This window comes from Dechloromonas sp. A34 (assembly GCF_026261605.1).
GTDB lineage: Bacteria > Pseudomonadota > Gammaproteobacteria > Burkholderiales > Rhodocyclaceae > Azonexus.
In genome coordinates this window covers 618292-642537 of record NZ_CP102486.1, presented here as the reverse complement: position 1 = coordinate 642537, position 24246 = coordinate 618292, and the positions used below count along the sequence as shown (strand labels likewise).

General features: G+C 66.0%; 23 protein-coding genes and 2 pseudogenes. 5 read left to right on the top strand and 20 right to left on the bottom strand.

Annotated features, from left to right (window positions below):
* Nucleotides 1-14: 14 nt before the first annotated feature.
* Genes NQE15_RS03135 through NQE15_RS03115 form a run of 5 tightly spaced genes read right to left on the bottom strand, consistent with a single transcriptional unit; the run spans nt 15 to nt 4377 of the window.
* Complete coding sequence (locus tag NQE15_RS03135; RefSeq protein ID WP_265946439.1) at nt 15-560, bottom strand: chalcone isomerase family protein; 546 nt, start codon at nt 558-560, stop codon at nt 15-17.
* Nucleotides 529-1713 (bottom strand): SAM-dependent methyltransferase, encoded by a 1185-nt coding sequence (locus tag NQE15_RS03130; protein WP_265946436.1) that lies wholly within the window; start codon nt 1711-1713, stop codon nt 529-531. Before NQE15_RS03130 ends, NQE15_RS03135 begins: the two co-directional genes overlap by 32 nt.
* Nucleotides 1710-2471 carry a DUF1365 domain-containing protein gene (locus NQE15_RS03125; protein ID WP_265946434.1) on the bottom strand — a complete coding sequence of 254 codons (762 nt, stop codon included), beginning with the start codon at nt 2469-2471 and terminating at the stop codon, nt 1710-1712. The genes NQE15_RS03130 and NQE15_RS03125 overlap by 4 nt, the downstream gene beginning before the upstream one ends.
* 5 nt (nt 2472-2476) lie before the next feature.
* On the bottom strand, nt 2477-3787 hold the full coding sequence (locus tag NQE15_RS03120; protein WP_265946432.1) for an NAD(P)/FAD-dependent oxidoreductase: 1311 nt from the start codon (nt 3785-3787) through the stop codon (nt 2477-2479).
* Between the two features lie 32 nt (nt 3788-3819).
* Nucleotides 3820-4377 (bottom strand): glutathione peroxidase, encoded by a 558-nt coding sequence (locus NQE15_RS03115; RefSeq protein ID WP_265946430.1) that lies wholly within the window; start codon nt 4375-4377, stop codon nt 3820-3822.
* 108 nt (nt 4378-4485) lie between these two features.
* Between NQE15_RS03115 and NQE15_RS03110 the strand changes: the two genes are divergently transcribed.
* From NQE15_RS03110 to NQE15_RS03090, 5 genes and pseudogenes are all read left to right on the top strand, one after another.
* Nucleotides 4486-5391 carry a MerR family transcriptional regulator gene (locus NQE15_RS03110; protein ID WP_265946428.1) on the top strand — a complete coding sequence of 302 codons (906 nt, stop codon included), beginning with the start codon at nt 4486-4488 and terminating at the stop codon, nt 5389-5391.
* Between the two features lie 70 nt (nt 5392-5461).
* Nucleotides 5462-7066, top strand: a complete 1605-nt coding sequence (locus NQE15_RS03105; RefSeq protein ID WP_265946426.1) for a sensor domain-containing diguanylate cyclase — start codon at nt 5462-5464, stop codon at nt 7064-7066.
* Nucleotides 7067-7105: 39 nt separating this feature from the next.
* Nucleotides 7106-7593: pseudogene (locus NQE15_RS03100) on the top strand (adenylyltransferase/cytidyltransferase family protein).
* A gap of 175 nt (nt 7594-7768) precedes the next feature.
* A complete protein-coding gene (locus NQE15_RS03095) occupies nt 7769-8080 on the top strand; it encodes a hypothetical protein (RefSeq protein ID WP_265946422.1) in 312 nt (103 codons plus the stop codon).
* 106 nt (nt 8081-8186) lie between these two features.
* Nucleotides 8187-8384 (top strand): hypothetical protein, encoded by a 198-nt coding sequence (locus NQE15_RS03090; RefSeq protein ID WP_265946420.1) that lies wholly within the window; start codon nt 8187-8189, stop codon nt 8382-8384.
* A gap of 34 nt (nt 8385-8418) precedes the next feature.
* On the opposite strand, the gene NQE15_RS23995 is transcribed toward NQE15_RS03090, so the two are convergent.
* The 15 genes and pseudogenes from NQE15_RS23995 to NQE15_RS03020 all read right to left on the bottom strand — a co-directional run bounded on the left by NQE15_RS23995 (nt 8419) and on the right by NQE15_RS03020 (nt 24229).
* Nucleotides 8419-8883, bottom strand: a complete 465-nt coding sequence (locus NQE15_RS23995; protein WP_416336526.1) for a KUP/HAK/KT family potassium transporter — start codon at nt 8881-8883, stop codon at nt 8419-8421.
* Between the two features lie 75 nt (nt 8884-8958).
* A pseudogene (locus NQE15_RS03085) lies at nt 8959-10313 on the bottom strand (potassium transporter Kup); the annotation flags it as partial.
* A gap of 84 nt (nt 10314-10397) precedes the next feature.
* Nucleotides 10398-11246, bottom strand: coding sequence for an HDOD domain-containing protein (locus tag NQE15_RS03080; protein ID WP_265946418.1), 849 nt, complete (start codon nt 11244-11246; stop codon nt 10398-10400).
* A 225-nt stretch (nt 11247-11471) separates the two neighbouring features.
* Nucleotides 11472-12275, bottom strand: coding sequence for a hypothetical protein (locus NQE15_RS03075; RefSeq protein ID WP_265946416.1), 804 nt, complete (start codon nt 12273-12275; stop codon nt 11472-11474).
* 145 nt (nt 12276-12420) lie between these two features.
* Nucleotides 12421-13893 carry a tetratricopeptide repeat protein gene (locus NQE15_RS03070; protein ID WP_265946414.1) on the bottom strand — a complete coding sequence of 491 codons (1473 nt, stop codon included), beginning with the start codon at nt 13891-13893 and terminating at the stop codon, nt 12421-12423.
* Nucleotides 13894-14835, bottom strand: a complete 942-nt coding sequence (locus tag NQE15_RS03065) for a VWA domain-containing protein (protein WP_265946412.1) — start codon at nt 14833-14835, stop codon at nt 13894-13896.
* A gap of 2 nt (nt 14836-14837) precedes the next feature.
* Nucleotides 14838-15257, bottom strand: coding sequence for a DUF4381 domain-containing protein (locus NQE15_RS03060; protein ID WP_416336496.1), 420 nt, complete (start codon nt 15255-15257; stop codon nt 14838-14840).
* Nucleotides 15258-15288: 31 nt separating this feature from the next.
* Nucleotides 15289-16242, bottom strand: a complete 954-nt coding sequence (locus NQE15_RS03055) for a DUF58 domain-containing protein (protein WP_265946408.1) — start codon at nt 16240-16242, stop codon at nt 15289-15291.
* The gene (locus NQE15_RS03050) at nt 16239-17216 is read right to left on the bottom strand and encodes an AAA family ATPase (protein WP_416336525.1); all 978 of its coding nucleotides are present in this window, start codon (nt 17214-17216) and stop codon (nt 16239-16241) included. Before NQE15_RS03050 ends, NQE15_RS03055 begins: the two co-directional genes overlap by 4 nt.
* A gap of 7 nt (nt 17217-17223) precedes the next feature.
* Nucleotides 17224-18045 carry a cytochrome c biogenesis protein CcsA gene (gene ccsA / locus NQE15_RS03045; RefSeq protein WP_265946404.1) on the bottom strand — a complete coding sequence of 274 codons (822 nt, stop codon included), beginning with the start codon at nt 18043-18045 and terminating at the stop codon, nt 17224-17226.
* Nucleotides 18042-18845 carry a tetratricopeptide repeat protein gene (locus NQE15_RS03040; RefSeq protein WP_265946402.1) on the bottom strand — a complete coding sequence of 268 codons (804 nt, stop codon included), beginning with the start codon at nt 18843-18845 and terminating at the stop codon, nt 18042-18044. Before NQE15_RS03040 ends, ccsA begins: the two co-directional genes overlap by 4 nt.
* Nucleotides 18842-19810, bottom strand: coding sequence for a formylglycine-generating enzyme family protein (locus tag NQE15_RS03035; protein ID WP_265946400.1), 969 nt, complete (start codon nt 19808-19810; stop codon nt 18842-18844). The genes NQE15_RS03040 and NQE15_RS03035 overlap by 4 nt, the downstream gene beginning before the upstream one ends.
* Complete coding sequence (locus tag NQE15_RS03030) at nt 19807-20649, bottom strand: formylglycine-generating enzyme family protein (protein WP_265946398.1); 843 nt, start codon at nt 20647-20649, stop codon at nt 19807-19809. The genes NQE15_RS03035 and NQE15_RS03030 overlap by 4 nt, the downstream gene beginning before the upstream one ends.
* A complete protein-coding gene (locus NQE15_RS03025; protein ID WP_265946396.1) occupies nt 20646-21668 on the bottom strand; it encodes a hypothetical protein in 1023 nt (340 codons plus the stop codon). Before NQE15_RS03025 ends, NQE15_RS03030 begins: the two co-directional genes overlap by 4 nt.
* Complete coding sequence (locus tag NQE15_RS03020; RefSeq protein WP_265946394.1) at nt 21656-24229, bottom strand: cytochrome c3 family protein; 2574 nt, start codon at nt 24227-24229, stop codon at nt 21656-21658. The genes NQE15_RS03025 and NQE15_RS03020 overlap by 13 nt, the downstream gene beginning before the upstream one ends.
* Between the last annotated feature and the right edge of the window lie 17 nt (nt 24230-24246).

Genomic DNA, 24246 nt, shown 5'->3' with positions numbered 1-24246 from the left:
CTTCGTCCTGGCCATCACGAGCGCCGCAACAGCGCCGCCCGCAAGGCCGGCGCGCTGGTTTTCGGATCGAGCCAGATGGCGAAGAAGGCGCGAGCGAACTCGGGCTCGCCGATGACCCCGATCAGCCGGTTGTTGTGGAAGAAGCGCGCCCCCTCCGGCAGGTAGAGTCCGACGATGTGATCGCCCGGGCGAACATCGGGAAATATCCGCCCCATCAGCTCGCCCCACAACTTGAGCCGGCCTTCATCGACACCGCCGAGATTGCGGATTTCATTGACGCTGGCGTCGGCAATGTCCTTGCCGGTGATATTGCGCTTGTAGGTCAGCTTGAGCGCCAGCGGCGGCCGGATCGGGTCGTCGCCGGCCCACAGCACCGCTTCATAGACGAGAAAGCCGAAACGCCGGAATTCGCCACTGCCCCAGCGCGTCAGGCCGGCCGTCGGATCGGCCGCGGCGAAGGCGGCAAACGGGGCGGAGAGCAGGGCCAGCACGAGCCGGCGCCGCCGGGACGAGGCGGGCGCCGCCAGGTCAGCGATGGGCGAGTTCAAAATGCACGACATCGATGTTCCCGGCCAGGAAGCCGGCCTCGCAATAGCAGAGGTAGAGGCGCCAGAGACGACGGAAATGTTCGTCGAAGCCAAGCGCGGCAATCTGCGGCCACTTGGCATCGAAGGCATGGCGCCATTCGGCCAGGGTGCGCGCGTAATCGAGGCCAAAGGCGAATTCAGCATGGACATTCAGGCCCTGTTTCGCAGCGGCAGCACGGAAGGCGGAGCGCGACGGCAGCATGCCGCCGGGGAAGACGTACTGCTGGATGAAGTCGGTGCCCTTGCGGTAGTCGCCGAACAGGTCGTCGCGGATCGTGATGCTCTGCACCACGGCCCTGCCCCCCGGCTTCAGCGCCCGGGCGAGGGTCTTGAAGTAGGTTGGCCACCAGCGCTCGCCGACTGCCTCGAACATCTCGATCGAAACGACATGATCGAACTGCTCGTCGGTATCGCGATAGTCCTGCAGCCGCAGGTCGGCCTGCGGCACGCGTTGTTTTGCCCATTCCAGCTGGGCCGGCGACAGCGTCAGGCCGGTGACCTGCAAGCCCTCCTCGACTGCCAGCTCGGCGAAGCCGCCCCAGCCGCAGCCGATCTCGAGCACCCGCTGCCCCGGCGCAGCCTTCAGCTTGCGCAGGATGCGGCGATATTTCGCCCGCTGCGCAGTTTCCAGCCCGCCATTGTCGACGGCCCGGTAGAGCGCACTCGAATAGCTCATCGAGGGGTCGAGCCAGAGCTGGTAGAAATCGTTGCCGAGGTCGTAATGGGCCATGATGTTGCGCTTGCTGCCGGCCTTGCTGTTGCCGTTCAGCCAGTGGCGGACACGCGCCGCCAGCAGGTTGCGCCACGAACCATAGACTGCTTTCTTGAGCACCTCGCGGTTGCGAGCGAGCAGCGTCAGCAGGCCGGTAATGTCCGGCGAATCCCAGTGGCCGTCGAGGTAGGCCTCGGCCAGTCCGATGTCGCCCTTGGCCAGCACCTGGCCGAACATCGCTTCGTCGTGCACCTGCAGGCTGACGCCATGCTCGCCTTCACCGAAGAGCTGGCTGGAGCCGTCGGGCAGGCGGACTTCGAGCATGCCGCCCTGCAGCTTTTCGAGCAGTGCGCAGACGAGCCGGGTATCGCGGGCCAGATGGTCGGCGCCGCGCAGAATCATGGTGTTGTTCATTTGGTCGATTCCTGGAGAGGGGTTGGGTGAGCGCCACGGAAGGGCACGCCCTTGAGCCAGAGCTTCAGGGCCTGCCAGTGGATACGGAAGATCACGCCGGCGGTGAGGAAAGGCATGCGCAGGAAGGCACCGAGCAGGGTCGCGGTGGACCAGGCGCGCGGCTTGCCGGCAATCGAAGTCAGCAGCACGTCGCCTTCGGCATCGCCATAGTCGATGCGCATCACCGGGCAGTTGCGCTGCAGGTGGAAACGGAAACGGTAGCCGCCTTCGATGTCGTTGAACGGGGAAACGTGAAAGGCCTTGTCCGCCGCCAGTACCTGGCCATCGCGCAGCGGGGCGCCATCCGGGTTGTGCAGCAGGTAGACGTGGCGGCCGCCGAAGGTGTTGCTGACTTCGGCCAGGATGGCCATCAACTGGCCGGCCCGGTCGTGGCAGAACCAGAAGCTGACCGGGTTGAAGACGTAGCCGAGGACGCGTGGAAAGCACTGCAGCACTATCTCGCCATCGGCCGCCAGGCCGCGCTCGCGGAGCAGACCCTGAATCCAGGGCAGGAGCGGACTGCCGTCGCGCGGGCCGTGGTCCTGCTGATGGAAGCTGAGCAGGTTGGCACGGTCGATCGAGAAGAGCGGGCGCCTGGCCGCCGCCAGGTCGGACAGCGGCAACTGGATGAAGAAGACCGGATAGACGAAGGCGTTGATCGCCGGCCGCAGGCGGCGGTGCATGACGTGGCCGATCAACAGGCGGGGCAAGGCGGGCATGGCGTTCAGGCTTCTTCCAGAGTGGGCACGATGGCGGCGGCCGCGTCCTGCCAGGGGGCGCGGATGCCCAGGCCGTTGACGACGCGCAGGGCGGACTTCAGTCCGTCCTCGTGGAAGCCGTAGCTGCCCCAGGCGCCGGCCAGCCAGATGCCGTTCTCGCCTTGCAGCGACGCCAGGCGCTGCTGGGCGGCGATCGCCGGGCCATCGAAGATCGGGTGGGCGTAGTCGAACTCGGCCAACACCCTGGCCGGGTCCGGTTCGCGCGCCGGGTTCAGGGTCACGACGACCGGCGTCTTGAAGGGCAGCGGCTGCAGCTTGTTGATCAGGTAGGAGACGCCGACCGGCTGGGCGCCTGGCTCTCCCGAGCCGGAAAAGTAATTCCAGGCCGACCACAGCTTTTCGTCGCGCGGCAGCAGGGCGCGATCGGTGTGCAGCACGGCGCGGTTGGGCTGGTAGCGGATCGCCGCCAGTACGTCGCGCTGGGCGGCGCTCGCCGAGCCGCCGAGGATCGCCAGCGTCTGGTCGCTGTGGCAGGCCATTACGACCTGATCGAAATGCTCGCTGCCGCCGCCATGGCTGACCCGCAGGCCGCCAGCCTCGCGGCTCACGGCGCTGACCGGGCAGGACAGCCGGATATCGTCGAGTTGCGCCGCGATCTTGGCGACATAGGCGCGGCCGCCGCCAGCCACCGTCCGCCACATGGGGCGGTCGAAGACCTGCAGCAGGCCGTGGTTCTGGCAGAAGCGGATGAAGGTGGCAAGCGGCATGTCGCGCATCTGGCCGGTCGGGCAGGACCAGATGGCGGCGGCCATCGGCAGCAGGTACCAGTCGGCAAAGGCGCTCGAATAGCGGCCGGCGACCAGGAAATCGTTCAGGCTGCGCGGCTGGTTCGGGTGACTGGCCAGCCAGGCGGTGCTTTCGCGGTTGAAGCGCAGGATGTCGGAGAGCATCGCCCAGAAAGGGCGACGCAGCAGATTGCGCTTCTGCCCGAAAACCGTCGCCAGGCTGCTGCCGGCCCATTCAAGGTCGGGATTTTCCAGGCTGACGGCGAAGGACATCTCGGTTTCGACGCTATCGACACCGAGCAGCGCGAACATCGCGATCAGGTTCGGGTAGGTCTTTTCGTTGAAGACCAGGAAGCCGGTATCGACCGGATGCGTCCGGCCTTCCAGTTCGACATCGACGGTGTTGGTATGGCCGCCGAGGTAACTGCCGGCCTCGAACAGCGTGACGTCGTGGTGGCGGCCGAGCAGCCAGGCGCTGGCCAGTCCGGAGATGCCGGCACCGACGACGGCTATTCGTTGTTTCGCATGCATGAGGATGGCTCCTTGGGGTTGGGGCATGGGGCTTATTTGAGGAATTCGTCGATCTTGCTCAGCAGCTTCTTGTCGTCCGGCCTGGTGAAGCTGTCAAAAGCCAGAACTTGGGTCGCATCGCGATTGATCAGGTACTTGTGGAAATTCCATTGCGGCCGGCTGTCGGTAATCTCGGCCAACCGCCGATAGAAGGGATTGGCGTTGCTGCCCTTGACCACCGTCTTGCCCAGCATCGGGAACTCGACGCCGTAGGTCAGGCGGCAGAAGTCGGCGATTTCCTTGTCGTTGCCCGGCTCCTGCTCTCCGAAATCGTTCGACGGGAAGCCGAGCACGACCAGGCCCCGGTCCTTGAGACGGGCATGGAGCTTCTCCAAGCCTTCGTACTGGAAGGTGAAGCCGCAGAAGCTGGCGGTATTGACGACCAGGACGACCTTGCCCTGATACTGGCAAAGCGATTGCGGCTTGCCATCGACCAGGCCGGGAAAGCTGTGGTCGAGCAAGGCCGGGCACTCGGCCTTGGCAGTCACCGGCAACACACCGATCAGCAGCAATCCGGTGATACCGACCCAGCGTTTCAGTGCAGCCATCATGTTCAGCTCCTTTGTTTATTTGTCCTAGACAAACTTGGCGTTTGTTCGTAAGATAGACATCAAATTAGCGCTTGTCAACACTTTGTCTAACTTTTGTTTAGGACAAACATGAATACCCCAAACTTCAGCATTGCTGCCGTCGAACGCGACACCGGGCTCTCCAAGGATGTCTTGCGCATGTGGGAACGCCGCTACGGCTTTCCGGTGCCGGAGCGCGATGGCAACGGCGAACGCAGCTATCCGGCCGAGCAGGTGGATCGCCTGCGCCTGATCAAGCGCCTGATGGACATGGGACACCGGCCGGGCAAGCTGATCGCGATGCCGACGGCCGAATTGAGCGCCCTCGCCCCGCGCCGGCCTAAGCCCATAGCGAGCGGCGATCACGGCGCCAGCGAGGCACTGGATGAACTGCTCGCGCTGATCAAGCAGCACGACGCGGCCGGCTACCAGCAAGCCCTGCAGCAGCGCCTGGCCCGCCAGGGCTTGCAGCGTTTTGTCCAGGACACCGTCGCGCCGCTGACCCGCCGCGTCGGCGAAGCCTGGGAGGACGGCAGCGTCGAAGTCTTCGAGGAACATCTGTTCACGGAGCTGACCAAGCGCCTGCTGCGCCAGGCTATCGCCGCCCTGCCCGGCGGCAGCCGCAGCCCGCGCGTCCTGCTGACCAGCGTGCCGGACGAGCAGCACGTGCTCGGCCTGCTGATGGTCGAAACCCTGTTCGCCCTCGAAGGCGCCGAGTGCATCCCGCTCGGCACCCAGATGCCGCTGCTCGAAATCGGCCGCGCTGCCATCGCCCACCAGGCCGACGTGGTCGCCCTCTCCTTTTCGGTCGCTTTCCCGCAACGGCAGATTCCCGGCCTGCTGCAACAGCTCCGTCTGGTGCTGCCGCCGAATGTGGCACTCTGGGTCGGCGGCGGCGGTGTCGCCCGGGTCGCTCGCCTGGAAGGCGTCGATCTCATGTCATCGCTGGACGATGCCGTCCAGGCGTTGACCGCTTGGCGGGCGGCTCATCCATAGTACATTTCGTTATTGTCAAATCGCGCGCTAATGAGAGATTGGACTCATTGGGCTCCATGGAACAAAACCAATGCCCTCCCGCATCCGCCCGACTCTCTTGTTCCTGCTTGCCGCATGGCTGGGTGCCATCCTGTTTACCGCCAGCCTCGTCATTGCGGCACAGCTCGACCGCCGCGAACGACAGTTCGACGACGAAGTCAGGCACGTGGTCGGCGACCTCAAGAACAAACTCGATACCAACGAAGCCGTGCTCGCCGGCTTTTCTGCCTTCCTGCAGGCGGTCGATCGCGGCGACAGGGAATCGGCCGCTCGCTATGCCGCATCGGCCACCGCAGCCTATCCCCACATCTACATGATGGAAGTGGCCCGCAAGGTGCCGCTTGCCGAGGAAGCCGCCTTCGAGGCATCCCTGCAGGAACGGTGGCGTACCGATTTCAGGTTGAAGAACTTCGCCGACATGACCGGACGCCAGCCCGCCCCGGGCACGCCCGCCACACCCGCCGAAGAGACCTGGCCCATCCTGTTCATGCATCCATCGCTGGCGGAGACGCAGGCGATCTATGGCCTGCGCCTGGAAACGGTCGATTACCTGGCCTCTTCCCTGGCCCTCGCCCAGCGTAGCGGCATACCCACCAGCTCGCCGGTCTTCAATCTTTACGAAGGCGGCCGTGCCTACATCCTGTTGCAACAGGTCATTCGGCCAAGCGGCACGCCTTCTTCGGAACCCAATTTCTTTGGCAGCACGATGACCGCCATGCTGGTGATCAAGGCGCAGGCACTTTTTCCCCGCTTTGACGCGGAGGCCGATCAATCGTCGATGCGCTTCACCGCCTTCATTGCCTCGCCAGCCAAGCCGGAAAGCCTGCTCTTCGAACAACCCGGCCTGACCGCAAGCAAGCTGGACCAATGGTTCCTGCCCGGCTTTTCGCGAAAGATCGAGCTGGCCAGCGCCTCGCAACCGATGACCATGCGCTTTGAGCGCCAGCTGCTCTGGATCGAATTGCTCAATCCGGAAATGCTGACCATGCTTGTGCTGCTCGGCGGCGCCCTGTGTCTGGTTCCCTGGCTGACCATTCGCCATTATCGGGCCCTCGATCGGGCGGCGCTGGAGCACGAGCGCGCCGCCTACCTTGCCACGCACGACCTGCTGACCGACCTGCCCAACCGTTTCCTGTTCATCGATCGCTTCGAAAAGACCTTTCAGCACGGGCAGCGCAACGGCCTTCCCTTTGCCCTTCTGCTGATCGATCTCGACCATTTCAAGGAAGTTAACGATCGTTTCGGCCATGAAATCGGCGATCAGGTACTGGTCGCCAGCGGACGCCGCCTGGTCGGCGGGCTGCGTGCCGGCGACACGGTGGCCCGCCAGGGCGGCGACGAATTCGTCGCGCTGCTGGGCAACATCCCGGATAGCACAGCGGCGACCGGCGTCGCGGAAAAGCTGCTGGTAGCCCTGGCCGAGCCGATCGCCACCGATGCCGGGCCGATCACCATCTCGTGCAGCATCGGCATTGCGCTCTGCCCGACCCATGGCGAAAGTCTGCACGACCTGCTGAAGCGCGCCGATCAGGCCATGTACGGAGCCAAGGAGCAAGGACGCAACACGGTCCTGGTTTTCACACCAGCCGGCGAAAATGTGCCCGTCCGGAGCCAAGAGCCGCCCATCACGAAATAGGCACTAAAATGCCCGCCTGTTTCCTTATCGACGCCTGACATGACCTACGCCGCCCCCAACTTCGAATCGAAAATCTGCCCGCCCGCCGAACTGGCGGCCAGAACTGCGGAAATTGCCCGCCCGCTGGTGTTCACCAACGGCTGCTTCGACATCCTGCATCGCGGCCACGTCACCTATCTGGCCCAGGCCGCGGCGCTGGGCACCAGCATGGTCGTGGCGCTGAACAGCGATGCCTCGGTCAAGCGCCTGGGCAAGGGCGACGACCGCCCGGTCAATCGGCTGGAAGACCGCCTCGCCGTGATGGCCGCGCTCGGCTGCGTAGCCCTGGTCACCTGGTTCGACGAAGACACCCCGCTCCAGCGCATCCTCGAATGCCGGCCGGAAATTCTGGTCAAGGGCGGCGACTGGCCGGTCGACAAGATCGTCGGCTGCAGCGAAGTACGGAGCTGGGGGGAACGGTGCACTCCATCCCCTTCATCCACCAGAAATCGACGACGGCGCTGCTCGAAAAGATCCGCAAGCTGTAATAAAAAGGCGCCGGCGGGCGCCTTGGGTTGCCTGAACCGATTGCGCATTGTCCGGGCGTCCGAAAATAAGCCGCTCACATTTCGCTACTTCGTGAAATACTTCGCTGACAGGTTGATGGTGTTCCTCTAGCGTAGGAGTCGATGCATTCCTCAAGCTTTTGAAAGGAGCGCTGCCATGTTCAGCTTCAATCGGATCACGCTTCAGGCTCTGGAAGCCACGGCAACCACGTCGGCGGCCTATCTCGACGCCTGCGATTCCGGCGCCAAATTCTGCCAACTTGACCCGGCCTACTACAAGGCTTGTGGCAACGTTCTGGTAAGGATCTTTGCGCTGGTAGACCCCGACAAAGCCTTCCCTGACCTGGTGGAGCACTCGGCTGCGGCACGGGAGGTGGCCATTGCCAAGCAAATCACCCATCGCATTGAGGTCAGTCGACTGGGTTTCTATCCGCAACTTGCACTTCTGTTGAACCGGGTCGCTGCATGAACGACTAACCAGAAGCAGCGCCCCACTCCCCAGGGCCTTACAAAAACCGGTCGGGGGAAGATGGTCAGCCGTCCTACCCTCGCCCAACCCTGACACGAGATGAAACATGAATTATCGACAACAACACGACCAGGTAAGCTGCGAAATCGATGGCCGAACCTACAACGGCAACTATTGGGTTGCCGGCATGATCCTGGTGGTCTCGACCGCCAAGGGCGGCACCAGCACCCAACTCGGCGGCCGCGCTCCCAAGGCGCTCGCGGAAAGTCTTCTGCGCACCCTCGCCCGCGACGGGAAAGCCTGATTCCGGCCTAATACCACAAAGGCAAAGGCTGGCACTAGAGTACGACCTGGGTCCCGAGTTCCACCACCCGGTTGCTGGGAATCTGGAAGAAGGCAGTTGCCGAACCCGCGTTGCGGAACATGGCGACGAATATCTTTTCGCGCCAGAAGGCCATGTCTGAGCCGAGGCGGGGAATCAAAGTCTCACGGCCGATGAAGTACGAGGTTTCCAGCGGACTGAATTCCAGACCGAACACCGCACAACGTTCGAGCGCACCCGGCACGTTGGGTTCGTCCTTGAAGCCGTAGTGGATGGTCACGCTCCAGAAGTTCTCCTTCAGCTCGCGCACTTCGACACGGTCAATATCCGGCACGTAGGGCACGTCAAAAAACTGGACCGAAAGCAGAACGACCCGCTCATGCACTACCTTGTTGTGCATCAGGTTGTGGAGCAGCGCATGCGGCACGCCCTTGGGGTCGGCATTGAGAAAGACCGAGGTGCCGAAGACCCGGGTCGGCATCGAGCTCGCCAGCGAGTCCAGAAACATCGTCAGTTCCAGGCGCTCGCCCTGCAGACGCTCGGAGAGCAACTGTCGGCCGCGCTTCCAAGTCGTCATCAGAATGAAGATGGCCATCCCGGCGACCAGCGGGAACCAGCCACCATCGGGGATCTTCAGGACATTGGCGGCGAGGAAGACGAGCTCGACCGAGAGGAAACAGGCGAATAGCGCCGAGGCCCGCCACCAGCCCCATTTCCAGCTCTTGGCAACGACCACGGTAGCGAGAATGGAGGTGATCACCATGTCGCCGGTCACTGCGATGCCATAGGCCGCCGCCAGATTGTTCGACGACTTGAAGCCGAGGACGAGGATCATCACCGCCAGCATCAGACCCCAGTTGACCGCCGGCAGGTAGATCTGGCCGGCCTCGCGGTCGGAGGTGTGCTGGACCTCCATGCGCGGCACGAAACCGAGCTGCATGGCCTGCCGGGTGACCGAAAAGGCACCGGAGATGACGGCCTGCGAGGCGATCACGGTGGCCAGCGTGGCCAGCCCGATCAGCGGATAAAGCGCCCATTCCGGGGCGGAATGAAAGAAGGGACTGGCCGCCTCGGCCGGATTGGCGAGGATCAGCGCCCCCTGGCCGAAATAATTGAGGACCAGGGCCGGCAGCACGAACAGGAACCAGGCGCGCGAGATCGGCTTGCGCCCGAAGTGGCCCATGTCGGCATAGAGCGCCTCGGCGCCGGTCACGGCAAGCACGACATTACCCATCGCGACCAGCGCCATCGCTTTGTTGGCGAACAGGAACTCTAGACCGTAGAGCGGGTTGAGCGCAGTCAGGATGACCGGATGCTCGACGATGTTGGAGACGCCGAGCACGGCCAGCGTGCTGAACCAGACCAGCATCACCGGCCCGAAGGCGGCACCAACGACGGCGGTGCCGTGACGCTGGACGAAAAAGAGCAGGAACAGCACGATCATCGTCACCGGAATGACGTAGGGCTTGAACGCTGGGGTCGCCACCTCCAGCCCCTCGACGGCCGAAAGCACCGAGATCGCCGGGTCACCATGCCATCGCCGTAGAACATCGCCGCCCCGAGAATGCCCACCACCATGATCAGCTTCATTTGCAGCGGCTTGCCCTGCGCATCATGCAGCGCCAGGGCGATCAGCGCCATGATCCCGCCCTCGCCGCGGTTGTCGGCGCGCATGATGAAGCTGACGTACTTGACCGAGACGACGATGATCAGCGCCCAGAAGAACAGCGACAGGGCGCCGAAGATATTGGCCTCGGTCACCGGGATCGGATGATTGCCGGCGAAGACTTCCTTGACCGCATAAAGCGGGCTGGTCCCGATGTCGCCGTAGACGACGCCGAGGGCCGCCAGCGCCAGGACGGCCAGGCGCTTGCCGGTCACATTCCCGGAATGATGCTGAGTGCTGTTCATGAAGATCCCTGAATCGCCGGCGGTTTCAAATCCGCTCTAAGCAACTGAAACGTCACGCCGCCTGCCCCCGGCGGCCGTTCACCATCAACCGCCCAGCGCCGCCTTCAGCGACTGAACCTCTTCTTCCGACTCTTCGATGATTTCGTTCAGCGTTTCGGCATCGAAAATGTCGTCCAGCATCGACGTATCGACGGCGCCATCGAGTTCCGGATCGCGCCAGCTCGAACTGCGATTGGCAATCTTGTTGGCGACGTAGAGCACGTCGGACAAGGACTTCAGCGCTGTGATCTCGCGGTCGGTTTCATGCTCCTGCACGGCAACCAGAACCGACTCCGGCGACCCCAGCGCCGAGAGCAGGGCATGACCGATACTGTCGTGCCAGCCGACCAACAGCGCGTGCAGTTCGACCTTGTCATTGACCAGTTCGGGGAAATTGGCGGCGCGCGACATCAGATAGAAGACGCCGAGATCGTGCACCAGGCCGGCGAACATCGCCTCGTCGCCGTTGATCTTGGCGATCCGGCGGGCCAGGACGCGACACAGGGCGGCGACGTGCGAGGTATGGTCCCAGAGCTTCTTCGAGATGTCATCGAAAGCGTGCATCTGTTTCGACTGCAGCAATTGCTCCATGGCCACGGCAAACGATACCGTGCGCACCGCCTCCATGCCGACCCGGACGATGGCGCTCTTGACGTCGGCAATCTCGCGCCCGGACGGGTTGAGCGCCACCGAATTGGACATCCGGATGATCTTGGTGCTCATCAGCGGCTCGGCTCCCACCAGCTTGGCCAGTTGCTCGACATTGAGGTTGGGATCGCGAAGCGCCGTCCGCACCTGGAAGGTAATGTCGAGAAAGGTCGGGAAGGAAATTTCGTCGCCTGAAAGATCCTTGGCGATGTCTTCGAGAACCTTGAAGGTAACTGCGTTGGCCATATTCTTGTCCTATGTGCGCCGCTCAATCGGGGCAATGCCGGAAGTATCGTCGTAAAAATGGTAAAGCCCCGGCCAACCGGAGCCATCCCGGGCAATCACGCCTTTGCTGAAACAGGCGGGGGACGGCTGCGCAAGACACGGCAGCTTGTGGAACAAACCCGGTCATTTTAGCCTACCCGGCCGGCGGCGCGCGGTCCGCGTGCAATTCGCCGGACGGCGCCCGAATCAGCAGCCGCGGCCCGTCGTCCGGCTGAAGCCGAAGCCGCTGCCGCTACCGGGCTGGATACAGATGACCACCCCCAGGGAGCGTGCCGCCCGGTCGATATCGGGCGGAAACGGCGAAAACGGGATGGCCCGCTCGACGACGGCCTTGATGAAGGCAATTTCATCGGCCTGATCGCCGGCATTGAGCACGACGAAAGACTTCAGGCTGCCATCGGGATTGAGCCGGAACTGAACCGCCGCCGGGCGCACGCCCTTGCTCCGCGGGTCGTTTCTGACGAAGCCGGCACTGCGGTTGAGACGTCGGACCAGGCCGTCGATATAGGCTTCCAGGCTGAACGGATCGACCGGCGGGCCATTCGGCCGGCGCTCCAGGGTGGCGCTGCCCGCTTCGTCCTGTTGCGCCATCTGCCGACCCTGTTCCCGGGCCATCGCCAGCGAGCGCTGGGCCAGCGTCGGCTTCGGCACGGCCTTGGCCTGGCCAGCCAGTTCATCGAGAAAACTGTCCATTTCCGCCTTCTCGGCGGCCGACCACTGCCGACCGGCCGCGACCGCCGGCCCGCCGGACTTGTCGACGCTGAGGATGCGCGACCGCGCCGGCTTGGCGGCCTTGCCAGGCGCGGCCTTTTTCGGCGCCAGCGCCGGCGTCGGCTCTGCCACCTGGAGGCGTAGTCCGAGACTGGCTTCCAGGCGCGTGGCAGCCGGGCGACTGGCCGCCGGCTCGCGCTGGGGGACGAGCAGGAACGCCGCATGCAGCAGCAGCGAAAGCAGCAGCGCCCAGAGCAAGGCACGCCTTGCCGGAGCCATCAGCAAGACCCTGCCGAGGAAAACCGACGAAGTTCAGCCGCGCGGACCGGCACAAAAAGCCGACGGCTCACCGCAAAAGTTAGAAAGGGACACAAAGGCATTTCCAGAATTCATCTCATTGCCCGGCATTAGACCCGAACGCCCGCTAGTTGTCCGCTTGCGGTTTTCGGCGCGGCGCCTGGAGTTCGATCAGACGCCGCCAGAAATCCTGCTCGGTCTCGGGCACCGCGCGTGTCGGCCGCTCGGCGAAGCGCCTGGCGTCAGACGGCGGCACCGGGCCGGGATCGGCGGATGGCGTTTCCGCATGGTCGGGCGACACCGGCCGGGTGGCACCCCGCCCCGTTTTTGGAGGAGGTGGTGGTGGCGGGGGCGGTTTGAGCAGCCCCTGGACGAGGCCGCGATTGAACCGGAAATCGGCATCGTCGGCGCGCAGCGCCAGCGCCTGGTCGTAAGCGAGGATCGCCTCATCGAACTGGCCGGCCCGGGCCAGCGCATTGCCACGGTTGAACGCCGCATCGGCGCCCGGGCAGTCGCGCCATAACGCGGCCGCCTCGCGGTAACGCGCCAGCCGATAGTGGGCCACGGCCCGCCAGCAGGGATCGACCAAGGGGGCCACCGCCAGCAGCCGGTCGCTCCAGACCGGGCGGGCATCGTCCGCCAGGGCCTCGGGGGGGCTGAGCAGCCCGCAACTCAAAGCGACGGCGAAGACGACGGGCAGCACGCCCGGCCGGAAAGCGAATAGCGCCAGCGGCAGGATCAGGGCGATCAGGACTGGCCCCAGTTCGAACGGCAGCGTCTCGCCGGCCGGCGGCGCAGGGGCCGCCGATGCCAGCCACGGCCGCAGCTCGGGAAGCGTGGCGAGGGCGCGGCCGCTGGCCGGACTATGAAAAAAGCCCCCCGTGCTCTCGGCATGGCGCTGGAGTCGGGCGGCCAGTTGCCCGTCACTGCCGTAAAAAAGCACCGCGACGCGGCCCTCGACGGGCGGCACGGCGCCGTTGGCGGACGCGATGTCGCCGGCCGTCAGCCAGACGATATCCGCCTGCTCAAAACCGTTTCGCCGCAGAACCTCGTCCGCCATCCCCAGAGCCCGCTCGGGGCGCGCGCCATAGGCCGGCAGCAAACCCGGGCTCAGGCCCTGCAGCAGATGTTCCGTGCTCGCGCGGTCGGCCGTCGGCGGCACCAGCAGGAAGGGGTGGCGGGAATACAGCACGACCGCCGTCTCGTGGCCGGGCAGTAGCCTCAGCAGGGCCAGCGCATCTTGCCTAACGCTTTCCCAGTTGCGGCGGACATCGCCGGCCAGCCCGGTGGCCTCGGGAATCTCGATCAGCAGAACCAGCGCCCGCTCCCCTGCCCTCTTCTGGGCGGCGGGCTGGCCGAGCTGCGGACCGGCCAGCGCCGCCACTGCCGTCAGCCAGGCCAGCGCCAGCAAGGCGAGCCGGCTGGCGTGATGGCCGGAACGTTCCCGCTCGATCACGACATGCGGCAGCAAGTGGGCATCGACGACACCCCGCCAGCGCCCGGCGCCCGGCCGGCCGCTGGACCAGATCACCCACCAGCACGCGGCCAGCGGCAACAGCGCGAGCCACCACAAGGGGCGGGCGAACGAGAGATCGGCCACTTAGCCGCCCCGCCGCCGGATGCGATCAAGCCCCAGGCCGACGGACAGCACCAGGGCCAGGGCCAGCGGCCAGGGATAGAGTTCGCGCCAGCGGGTCGCCGGCGGCCTCCCGGGGCCGGCCGCCTGCCGGATACCCTGCAGAAAGGCGCGGAGTCCGTCGCCGTCGGCGACGCGGGCGAAGGACCCGGCGCTCCGTTCGGCCAGGGCTTGCAGGCTCGCCGAATCAGCTTCGCCGGACCCGCTGGCCGGGCGGCGGCCGGCGACCAGCAAGGCATGGATTTTGAGGTCGCCGGGCGCGACGCCGCCGACATTGCCGGCGACGGCTTTCCCGCCGGGCCGGGCCGCGCCATCGCTCAGAACGAGCATCGACTGCCGGCCAGCGCTCGTCCCGGCCAGACGCTCGGCGGCCAGGACGATGGCATCGTCGAGCGCGGAGCCGCGACCGGCCAGTCCGCTCTGGAGTGCCGCCAGGCCGTCAAGCAGCGCCGCCTTGTCGCGGGTCAGCGGCGTGTGCACGTGCGCCGCGCTGCCAAAGACGACCAGGCCTGCCCGGCCGGGGCCCAGACTGTGCACCAGTTCGGCGGCGATCGCCTTGGCCACCGTCAGGCGCGAGGCCGGCCGGCCGTGCAGCAGCAGGTCCTCGGCGTCCATGCTGGCCGAAACATCGAGGACCAGCAGCAGGTCGGAGGGCGCCGGGCCGGCCTCCGTCGGCACCACCTCCGGCCACAGCGGACGGGCCAGGGCAACGACCAGGCAGAGCCAGACCAGGACCGCCACCCCGCCCGGCCGGCGCCCGGTCGCGGCGAAGTACCTGCTGCCCTGAAGGAAGGGCCGCCCCGGCAGGCGCAGCGCCGGCCCGGCTTCCGCCAGGGGCAACCAGCGGGCGGCCAGCCACGGCAAGGGCAGCAGGAGCAGTGCCAGCGGCCAGGCCAATACGGGCATGCTCAATGCGCCAGCCAGCGGGCGACGAGCGCGGCGACCGCGGCCGACTCCAGGCGCCCGTCGCGCTGGTAAGGCAGGGTCGCCAGGCAGCGCCCGGGGCCGCAGAAGAAGGCATCCGTGCCGCCGGTGCGGTCGAGAAAGGCAAGCCAGTCGTCCCCGGTCAGGCGCCGAAGGTTGGCGTCGGGATAACGGCGCAGCGCTTCCCGGCGCAGCAGCGCATCGAGCTCGCGGGCATAGCGCACCGCGTCGCCATCACGGGCATGGCGCTCCTGCGCGGCTCGCAGCTGCGCCAGGGTCAGGCGCCGGGCAACCACCGATGGCCGGCACCGGTGGCGGCGAAGCAGCCACCAGGCGACGCCCGCCGCGGCAAGGCCGGCCAGCAACAGCGGCGACCACGCGCCGAGCGCCTCCCACGCTGCCATCAGGGGCGGCGGGTGGATGTCGCGGAGCTGCTCAATCCCGGGCGCGGGCACGGCCTTGACCGGGAAAACGGCGCCAGGCGCCCTGCAGCGTAGCAGGCAGGTCGGCATTGGTCGCAATGGGCAAATAGTCGGCCCGGACAGCTTGCGCCAGGTGGCGCAAACGTTCGCTGCAGGCCGCGAAGCGGGCGACGAACGCGTCGCGTGTCGGGCCGGCGTGCAGATCGAGCGTCACGCTGTCCCGGCCATCGTTGAGGCGATAGATGCCGGGGGGCGGATTCTGCTCGAACGGGTCATGGACGTGGATCAGGATCAGATGGTTGCGCCGGGCGCAGATCCGCAGACTGCCTTCGGCTTCGGCGCTCAGCCCGGCGAAATCGCTGATCACGACGGTGGCGGCCAGGCCCGGTTTTTGGGCCAGCCGATGCAAGGGCCAGTCGAGACCCGGAGCGGTAGCGGGCGCCTCCGCGGAAGCATCCGCGAACAGCTTGAGCAGTGGCAGCAACCCGTGTTTCTCATGGCGGGCGTCGAGTTCCGGCCGGGCACGACCGGTCCAGGCCAACCCGCCCACCCGCTCGCCGGCGGCCGCGAAGCGCCAGGCGAGATGGCCGGCGATGCGGGCGGCCACCACCGACTTGAACGCAACCCGTGTGCCGAAGCGCATGCTGGCGCCCATATCGACCAGAAACTGTATCGGCCGCTCGTGCTCTTCGGCGAACTGCTTCGTATACAGGCGGCCCCGGCGGGCGCTCTGCCGCCAGTCGACGGCGCGGCGGTCGTCGCCGTTCTGGTGCGGCCGGGAGCCCAGATAGGCCAGGCCCTGGCTATTGATGCCCAGCCGCTGCGGTGTCGCCCCGCCGGGCAGCGAGCGGCTGGCGAGCGGCGGCGGCGACCTGACCGCCGTCTGCCGGAGGGCGATCAGTTCGGCGAGCCGAACCACGACACCCTCGCCCGGCGCCGGCTGCCGATCGGGGGACGGCTGCGTCATGGCCGATCGATTTGGTCGAGCAGCGCCTGGACGATATCCTCGGCAGCCATGCCATTGGCTTCGCCCTCGTAGGAAACGCCGATCCGGTGGCGCAGCACATCGGGCGCCAGCGCCTGGATGTCGGCCGGAGTGACGAAATCCCGACCAGCCAGCCAGGCCTTGGCCTGAGCACCACGCTCGAGCGCGATCGCCGCCCGCGGGCTGGCACCGAAGCGCAGCATCCCACGCAGCGCCGGGAGCGTTTGCCCTCCGGGCCGGGTGCCGGCCACCAGGCGCAGCAGATAGTTTTCAACCTCGGGCGCCAGATAGACGCCCAGGACTTCGCGCCGGGCAGCCAGAATCTCCTCGCAGCGCATGGTTTGGGCGGGGTTCGGAACCGGCGCTGGCGGGCGCTCGCCCAGGGCTTCGGCCCGTACCAGCGCCAGGATCGCCTTTTCGGTCGCGAGATCCGGGTAGTCGATACGCACATGCAGCATGAAGCGGTCGAGCTGGGCTTCCGGCAAGGCGTAGGTACCTTCGTGCTCGAGCGGATTCTGGGTCGCCATGACCAGGAAGGGATCGGGCAGGCGATAGGTCGTGCGGCCGACCGAAATCTGCCGTTCGGCCATCGCTTCGAGCAGGGCCGACTGAACCTTGGCGGGCGCCCGGTTGATCTCGTCGGCGAGGATCAGCTGATGGAACAACGGACCGGGCTCGAAACGGAAAGCTCCGGTCTGCGGATTGAAGATGTCGGTTCCTGTGAGGTCGGCCGGCAGCAGGTCCGGGGTGAATTGCACGCGCTGGAAGGAGGCGTCGAGCAGGCCGGCCAGGATCTTGACCGCCCGGGTCTTGGCCATTCCCGGCGGGCCTTCGAGCAGGACATGCCCTTCGGCGAGCAGTGCGATCAGCAGGCGTTCGCAGAGTACGGCCTGACCGAGCACCGCCGCGTTGAGAGCGGCCAGCAGGGCATGGAAACGCTCGGCGAGCGGGGACAGCGGCACGTCAGATCATCCCTTTATGCAGCGCGGTCGAGACGAAGGGAATGCCGAAAAAGGTAAAGAAGGCCACCAGCCAGGTGCCCACCACGAGCAAGGCGTTGGTCCGCGGCGAGGTGTTGAAGGGCTTGCGCACGTGCAGGGTCAGGCCGATCGACAGCCAGGTCAGCAGGGACCAGATCTCCAGGTGGTCCCAGGACCAGTAGCGGCCCCAGGCGTCCTGGGCCCAGATGGCGCCGGCCATGATGCCCAGGGTGTCGAAGATCAGTGCCAGCCCCATGCAGCGGTAGGCGGTGCGGTCCAGGGCTTCGTCCTCGGGCATCCGCGCCAGGCGTGCCGTGCCGACGCCGGCGGCGCGCAGCAGGATGATTCCGGCGATGCCGAGCGCGATGAAGGCGCAGCCGAGGAAGAGCTTGATGAACCCGATGTGGATGAACAGCCAGACCGTATGGTAAGTCGGCGGTAGCGACGAATCGGCCCGCTGCAGTAGCAGCATCCAGGCCATCATTATCATCACGACCGGCAGCACGATGGCGGCGAAGGCGCGCATCCGTGGCAAGCGCCAGTAGCCGATGGTGACCGCCGCCATCAGGCCCCAGATATTGGCCGAGAGCATTTCGAAGGTATTGCCGACCGGCAGATGGTCGATGCGAATCCAGCGGGCGCCGATGGCGCAGCTATGCAACAGGAAGGCGAGCAGGATCAGGCCCATCAGCGTGCGCTCGGGGCGCTTGCCGAAAACCAGTGCCCAGAGGGCGATGGCCGTCGCCACGGAATAGCCGACCAGGGCACTCCAGAAGGACAGCAGTTCAATGTCGAGCAGGCTCATCGCTTGTAGATTTCCTTCTTGTCTGCAGATTTGATTTCGTAGGCGGTCACGCCGGCCGGGTTTTCGCCGCCGCCGATCGGCATCTTGATGGCGACGCCGCGGCCGTCGCGCTTCAGTTCGGCGGCGGTGAAGCCCGCCGGAATCCCCTTGCTCGCCCCCCAGGCGCCGCGACCGAGACGGGATTCCCACTCCCAGATGGCGGAGCGAGCCTGGGCGATGCGCTTGCGGAAGGGATCGGCGTCGGACTCGGTATGCAGGTAGCTGCGCATCGCGCCCAGTGCCGACGGCAGATCGCCAAGACTTTCCGAAGTCGTGGCGTAGCCCCAGTGGGCGTCCGCCAAGGCTGGATTCTTGTTGAGGGCCGCGTTGTAGAAATCGCGGGCCGTGCTGTAGTCGCGCCGGCCTTCCAGCGCCCGGCCGAGGACCAGGTAGGTTTGCGGGACGTCCTTCAACTGCGCGCGCGACTGATTGAGATGGCGGATCGCATCGTCGTAGCGCTTGGCGCGGATCAGGTCGCTGGCTTCCTTGAGCTTGTGGCGGATATCCGGCGAATCGGGAAGCGCCGGATCGACCTGTTCCTCGACCGGGACCGGAATGTCGACCTCCTGGCGCTCGCCAATGCTGGCCGCCAGTTGCTCGATGTTGGCGGCGGCCGGATCGGCCACGACGCTGTTGGCGGGCATGTGCTGGAAGGCATATCCGAAGCCGACCACGGCAAGCACGGTGAGAACGACGGCGAGCGGGCGGCGGTCGCGGCGCCGGCGAGCGGGCGGCTGGTCTGCGGGCGAAGCGATGCTCACGGCGTGACGGCCCGCGCCTTGCCGTCCGCCAGATAGGCGCGGGCCTGGTCGACGCTGAGCGCGAAGCGCGTGCCGTAGCAGATGAAGCCATCGTCGTGGCGCTGGGTCTGGCGGTTGCCGGTCATCGCCAGCTGATAGGGCCCGGAAGCCCAGCGCCCGCCGCGTAGCTGCCCATGGGTTTCGAATTCGAGCTTGGGCGACGCGAAAGGCTCGGCGGCATGGGGATTGCGCGCGCCGTCCTCAAGCGTGCCTTCGTAGAGGTCGTTGGTCCAGTCGGCCACGTATTCGAAGGCGTTGCCGGCCATGTTATAGACGCCGTAGGGCGAGCGGCCCTTGGGGTTGCTGTCGACCGGGAAGACATTGCATGCCGTGGCGCCCTCCTGGAAGACGGCGTGGGTGTCGTCCGGAAACTCGTCACCCCAGGGATAGAGCCGCTTGTCGTCGCCCCGGAAGGCATGCACCCACTCGGCGTCGGTCGGCAGGCGGAAGCCCATCCAGGCCGCGAATTCGTGGGCCAGGTCCCAGGACAGATTGGTCGCCGGCAGGTTGTTGTCCGGGAAGCGTTCGAAGAAACTGCCCTGCTCGTCGACCCGGACCGAGCAGCCGTCATAGGCCCCGTAGGCGTCCGACAAGGCGTTGGGCGGCGGGTAATACTGGCGGGCATGGCGGGCTTCGCCGGAATTCATGAAGCGGGTGAAGTCGCGGGCCCGCGCTTCGAACTTGCCGATGTACATGGTATCGGCCCAGACCTTGATCTCCCGCCGCGGCCGATAGCGCAGCTTGCCGTCACGCATCTGGGCGCCATAGACCGCGTAGTGGAACCAGCCGCCGGGAACCAGCATGAACTCGACACCGTTGGCGACGATCTCCTTGGGCAGATCGGCGTCCGGATCGCTCGCCGCCCATGTCGGAGCGAATGCCAGACCGAAGAGCAGCGAGATGAGGGCAAACAGCCGGCGCATCATTTCTCACCTCGCGGGATACGCACCAGGCGAAAGCCAATGGTGTCGGTCTGGGTGGCGCCGTCCTGCCAGGCGCGGGCGGCGCAACGGATGAAGTGGCGGGCAGTGCGGAAACCGCCGCCCCGGATAGCGCGGGCGGCGCCGTCCTGTTCGATCACGGGGTTACGCCGGGCATGCAGGCGATAAGCATCGTCCCGGTAGCTGTCCTGCACCCACTCCCAGGCATTGCCGAGCATGTCGTGCAGGCCGGCGGCATTGGCCTGGCGGGTGCCGACCGGATGCACGCTGGCATGGCGCTCGCCGGTCTTCTTTTCATAATGAAACGAGAACCAGGCCTTGCCGGCGATTTCGTCGGTATAGGGGGGGCCACTCGAGGCCGGCTCGCCGGCGCGGCAGGCGTATTCCCATTCGGCTTCGGTCGGCAGTCGGAACTGGTCGCCCTTGTCCGAAATCTCGCTCAGCCGCCGGGCAAAAGTCTGCGCCTCCTGCCAGCTGATGCCGGTCACCGGATGCCCGGGGCCGACCGGGCGCCGCGGCGTCCCGATCAGGGTTTGCCACTGGGCTTCCGTGACTTCGAAGCGGCCGATCCAGAATTCGTCGAGACAGACCTCGTGCGCCGGCATTTCGTTGGCCACCCGGCGAGCATAGATATAGCCTTCCTCGCGCGCCGGCTGGTCGTCGGCGACGCCCATCGCGTAGCAGCCCTTGGCCATCCGCGTAAACGCCATGCCTGTCCGGGGCTCCGTCCAGGTGGCTCCGTTGGCCCAGGCCAGGGCGGGGAGCAGGCTGGCCGCCCCCAGGGCGAAACGCAGAAAATTGGCGGTCGACCGCGAAGCTTTCATGTTGTGCGCTTTCTGATGAACAGACGTCCGTAGTACACGACCATGCACAGCACCGAGAACAGTCCGGCGGCGCCCAGCCAATGGACGGTTGGATCGAAAACCAGCCGATAGCCCATCCAGGTATCCAGCTTGCGATAGGTCAGACGGCCACCCGGCAACTCGAGGCTCTCGCCGCGGGCGATCACATGGCGCTGTTCGCCATGGCGGATAACCAGGCGATGCCCGAGGGTACCGACACCGAGATTGCGGCGGCTTTCACCGGGCCGGATCTGCAGGCTTTCCTGCGGTTGCAGCATGGCCCAGACCTTGAAGCCGTTCGGCAGCCGCCATTCGTTGGCCAGGTCATGCTCCCCCGGACGCAACTGGACGTTGCCGAGTTCCACTTCGCCGGCGGCGTTTTCCCATTGAAAGTGCACGCTGAACCCGCGGTTGAAGGTGGTGTAGATACGGTAGCCACTCATGAGCAACGGGCGCGCTTCGCCGATGCTGGCACTCTGCCGCTGACCGGTGTCGTTCCACCAGTGGACGCGGTTGGCGGTGACCTCCCAGCGTTCGCCGGGGCGAAAGGTTTCCTCGAAGCCGTCGTTGGCGAAGCGCAGTTGCGCCAGCTTGCCGAAGTGCCAGGGGCCCTGCTCGGCGATATCGAGCTTGCCGTTGAAGGACTGGCCGCGCTCCAGCGAGACATGGCCGTCGAGATAGGTCAGGCGCGCCGCGGCAAACAGCACGATCATCGCAAAGAGGCCGAGATGCAGGCCGAGCAGCGGCAGATCGCTGCGCAGGCGGGGATTGGTCGCCATCGCGGCGAGCAGCGACAGGCAGAAGATGCCCAGGGGCAGCATCCAGACCGGCGTGACCCAGTCCGGGTGCTCCATCGAGACGACGGCGCTGATCGCCGCGAAGACGAAGAAGGCGAGCATCCATTTGGGCGATGCCAGCGCCGCCAGCAGGCCGCTGGCCGACCGTCCCGGAACAAGGCCTGCCGCGAACGGCCAGCGCCTGGCCAGCGTCAGTTGTCGCATACCGAGCGCATCCAGTCGCGAGCTGTACTGCTGCCTTTGCCGCATTTGTTCGCCGACCAGTTGCCGCTGGCCGGCCAGGTCTTGACCCGCAGCGTCGCACCCTGATAGTAGGGGGCGACCGTCGCCGAGTTGTCGCTGAAATTCATGCAGCCCGTATAGGTGGCGCCGGCCTCCCTGCCCACGCAATTCAGGTTGACCAGGAAAGCCTTGTTCCGCCAGCCGTGCGGCACGGCGACGTGGCACTTGACGCAGGCTTTGCCACCGTGCTCGTTGCCGTGCCCGCCGCCGCCATCCTCGCCGGAGTTGTTGAAGCCGCTGGAACCGGCATAGTCGTCTCCGCTGCCCGACGAAGCGCTCGGGTTATGGCAGTTGCCGCAGAATCCCGGGCTGCTGATCGAGGTGCTGGACGACCAGCTGCCTTTGAGCAGGAAGTAGTCTTCTGAACCGTGCGGCCCCTGGACTTGATCCAGCTTGGGGCCCGTACCCTGTGTCCACGATGTCGCGTTGCCGTGGCAATCCGAACAATGCATGGTCTGCGTGCCGACCCGGGTGCCGAAAGGCGCCCGGAAGTTGCCGCCGGTGGCCTGCATGCGCCGTTCGTCGCGGCTGCGGCCGGTCGGCCAGCGTACCGGGTGCCAGGAGCGATGGTTGACGTTGGTCGTCGCCGTCATGTTGCTGGTCGTGGCATTGCCCGGATAGGAGCCGATCGGCTCGATGCTTGCCGAATCCTCGGGGCTGTTCGATCCCTCGCCCTTTTCGCCTTGGTCGGTGCCGGTGCTCGGCGGATCGGTGGCATTGACGGCGAATTCGGCGGCCACGTTGGTGTAGGTCGTCATGCCGTTGGTGCCGCTCGGGGTGCCGCCGGTGTGGCCCAGCGTCGGGAAAGAGCCGGCGGTATTGCTGTAAGTTGAGTGGCACTTGAAGCACAGCTGGTATTCCCGCGTCAGCCAGGTCGACGATCGCGCCGTACCGGTTCCCGTGACCCCTTTTTTGACTTCGTAGTTGGTCGGCGCTTCCGGCCAGTCGGTAATACCGTTGAGAAGGGCATCGACCGGCTCGACCCCCCAGGCGCCGCGCAATACGCCGGAGGCGACATTGCCGTCGGATTCCACGGTGTAGGAACCGGCCGAGCCGCCGGCGACATGGGTACGCTGCGTGGTGACCCCGGAACCGTCGATCTTGGTATTGCGGATCACGCGGTGGGGGTTGTGGCAGTCGGTGCATTCCACATGCCGGTTTTTCTTGTCGAGCAGACCCAGTTTTTCACGCGTTTCCGAAAAATCGGCATCGGAAATGTCATGGACTTCGGTCGTGTTGCCACCGCCCCCCTGGTCAGCGTCCTTGATCGGCATGCGAACCGGGCGGCCGAATTCCGACTTGATATTGGGCACACCGGTGGTCGCGGTGAGGGTGCCCGACTGGGTCAGGACGTTCGGCGGCGTGGTCGCGTTGTAGGCCGTATGGCACTGGTAGCAGGTTTCCTCGATCGCCGACTTGCCGCCGGCTTTCGGCGTCGCCGTGCTGGTCGTCCCTTCGCGCAGCAGGCGGCGGGCGCCGGCGACCGTGTGGGTGTCATGGCAGTTCAGGCAGGCCGCCTTCCAGACCGGGGTGCCGGCCGCGAACTGGCGCTGGGTCGTGGCGGCACCCGTGTAGGCGTAGCTCGCCGTGGAGGTGTTGGCATGGGCCGAATTGGACCACTCGGTGCCCATCTTGTCATGACAAGCCAGGCAAATGATGTCATTCGCCTCACTGAAGGCGCCGCCGGTCGGTGCCGTCACCTGCAGGCGGTTGGCGCGCAGGAACTTGCGGTTGGGGTCGGCTGAATCGTAGAGGTGCGGATCGTGGCAGGTCGAGCACTGCACCTGGCCGGCGCCGGCGGTGCCGGTCGGCGCCAGGGGCAACAGGGGCTTGTAACCGGGGCTGCGGATACCGAGTATCGAGCCGATTTGGCCGGAAATCGGGTGCTGCTGGCTGGCGTTCATCGGGCGCAGCTCCTTGTCCGCCGAAGCCAGCGCGTTGTTGTAGGTGACCGAGATCGGGTGGTCGTTGCTCAGGTCGGCGCCGATGACCCGGGTGAACCCGGTGGTGGTCCCGCTACCGGTGGGCATCTTGTCGTCGGCGGTGCCGCCGACCATGTCGATGATGACCGGCGTCCGGCCGTTGAGCACGTTGAGGTTGCCCAGCGCGATTGTGCCGTCATGGCACGAGAGGCACAGCAGGGAGGCGCCGGCGGGGCGGCCCTTGGTATTGTCGGTCTGGAAGGCGCCGCCATCGGCATCCATCGACAGCGAGGTGTAGCCGGTATAGGTCGAGGCCGCACTGGTCGCCCGGTTCCATAGCGGCGACTTCCCCGAACTAGCGGCGTGCGGCGTATGGCAGAAGACGCAAATCTGGTCCGTGGTGGACTGCCCGGCAGTCGGCGTGGCATTGGCCCGCACCGTTTGACCGCCGTCCTTGGACAGATTGTGCTTGGTCATCCGAATATTGGATACCGGCGCCGCGGCGACCTGCGTCGCGGCGACCGCCAACAACCCGACCAGCGCCAGCACGAGAACCCGCATGCTCGACGCCATAAGGG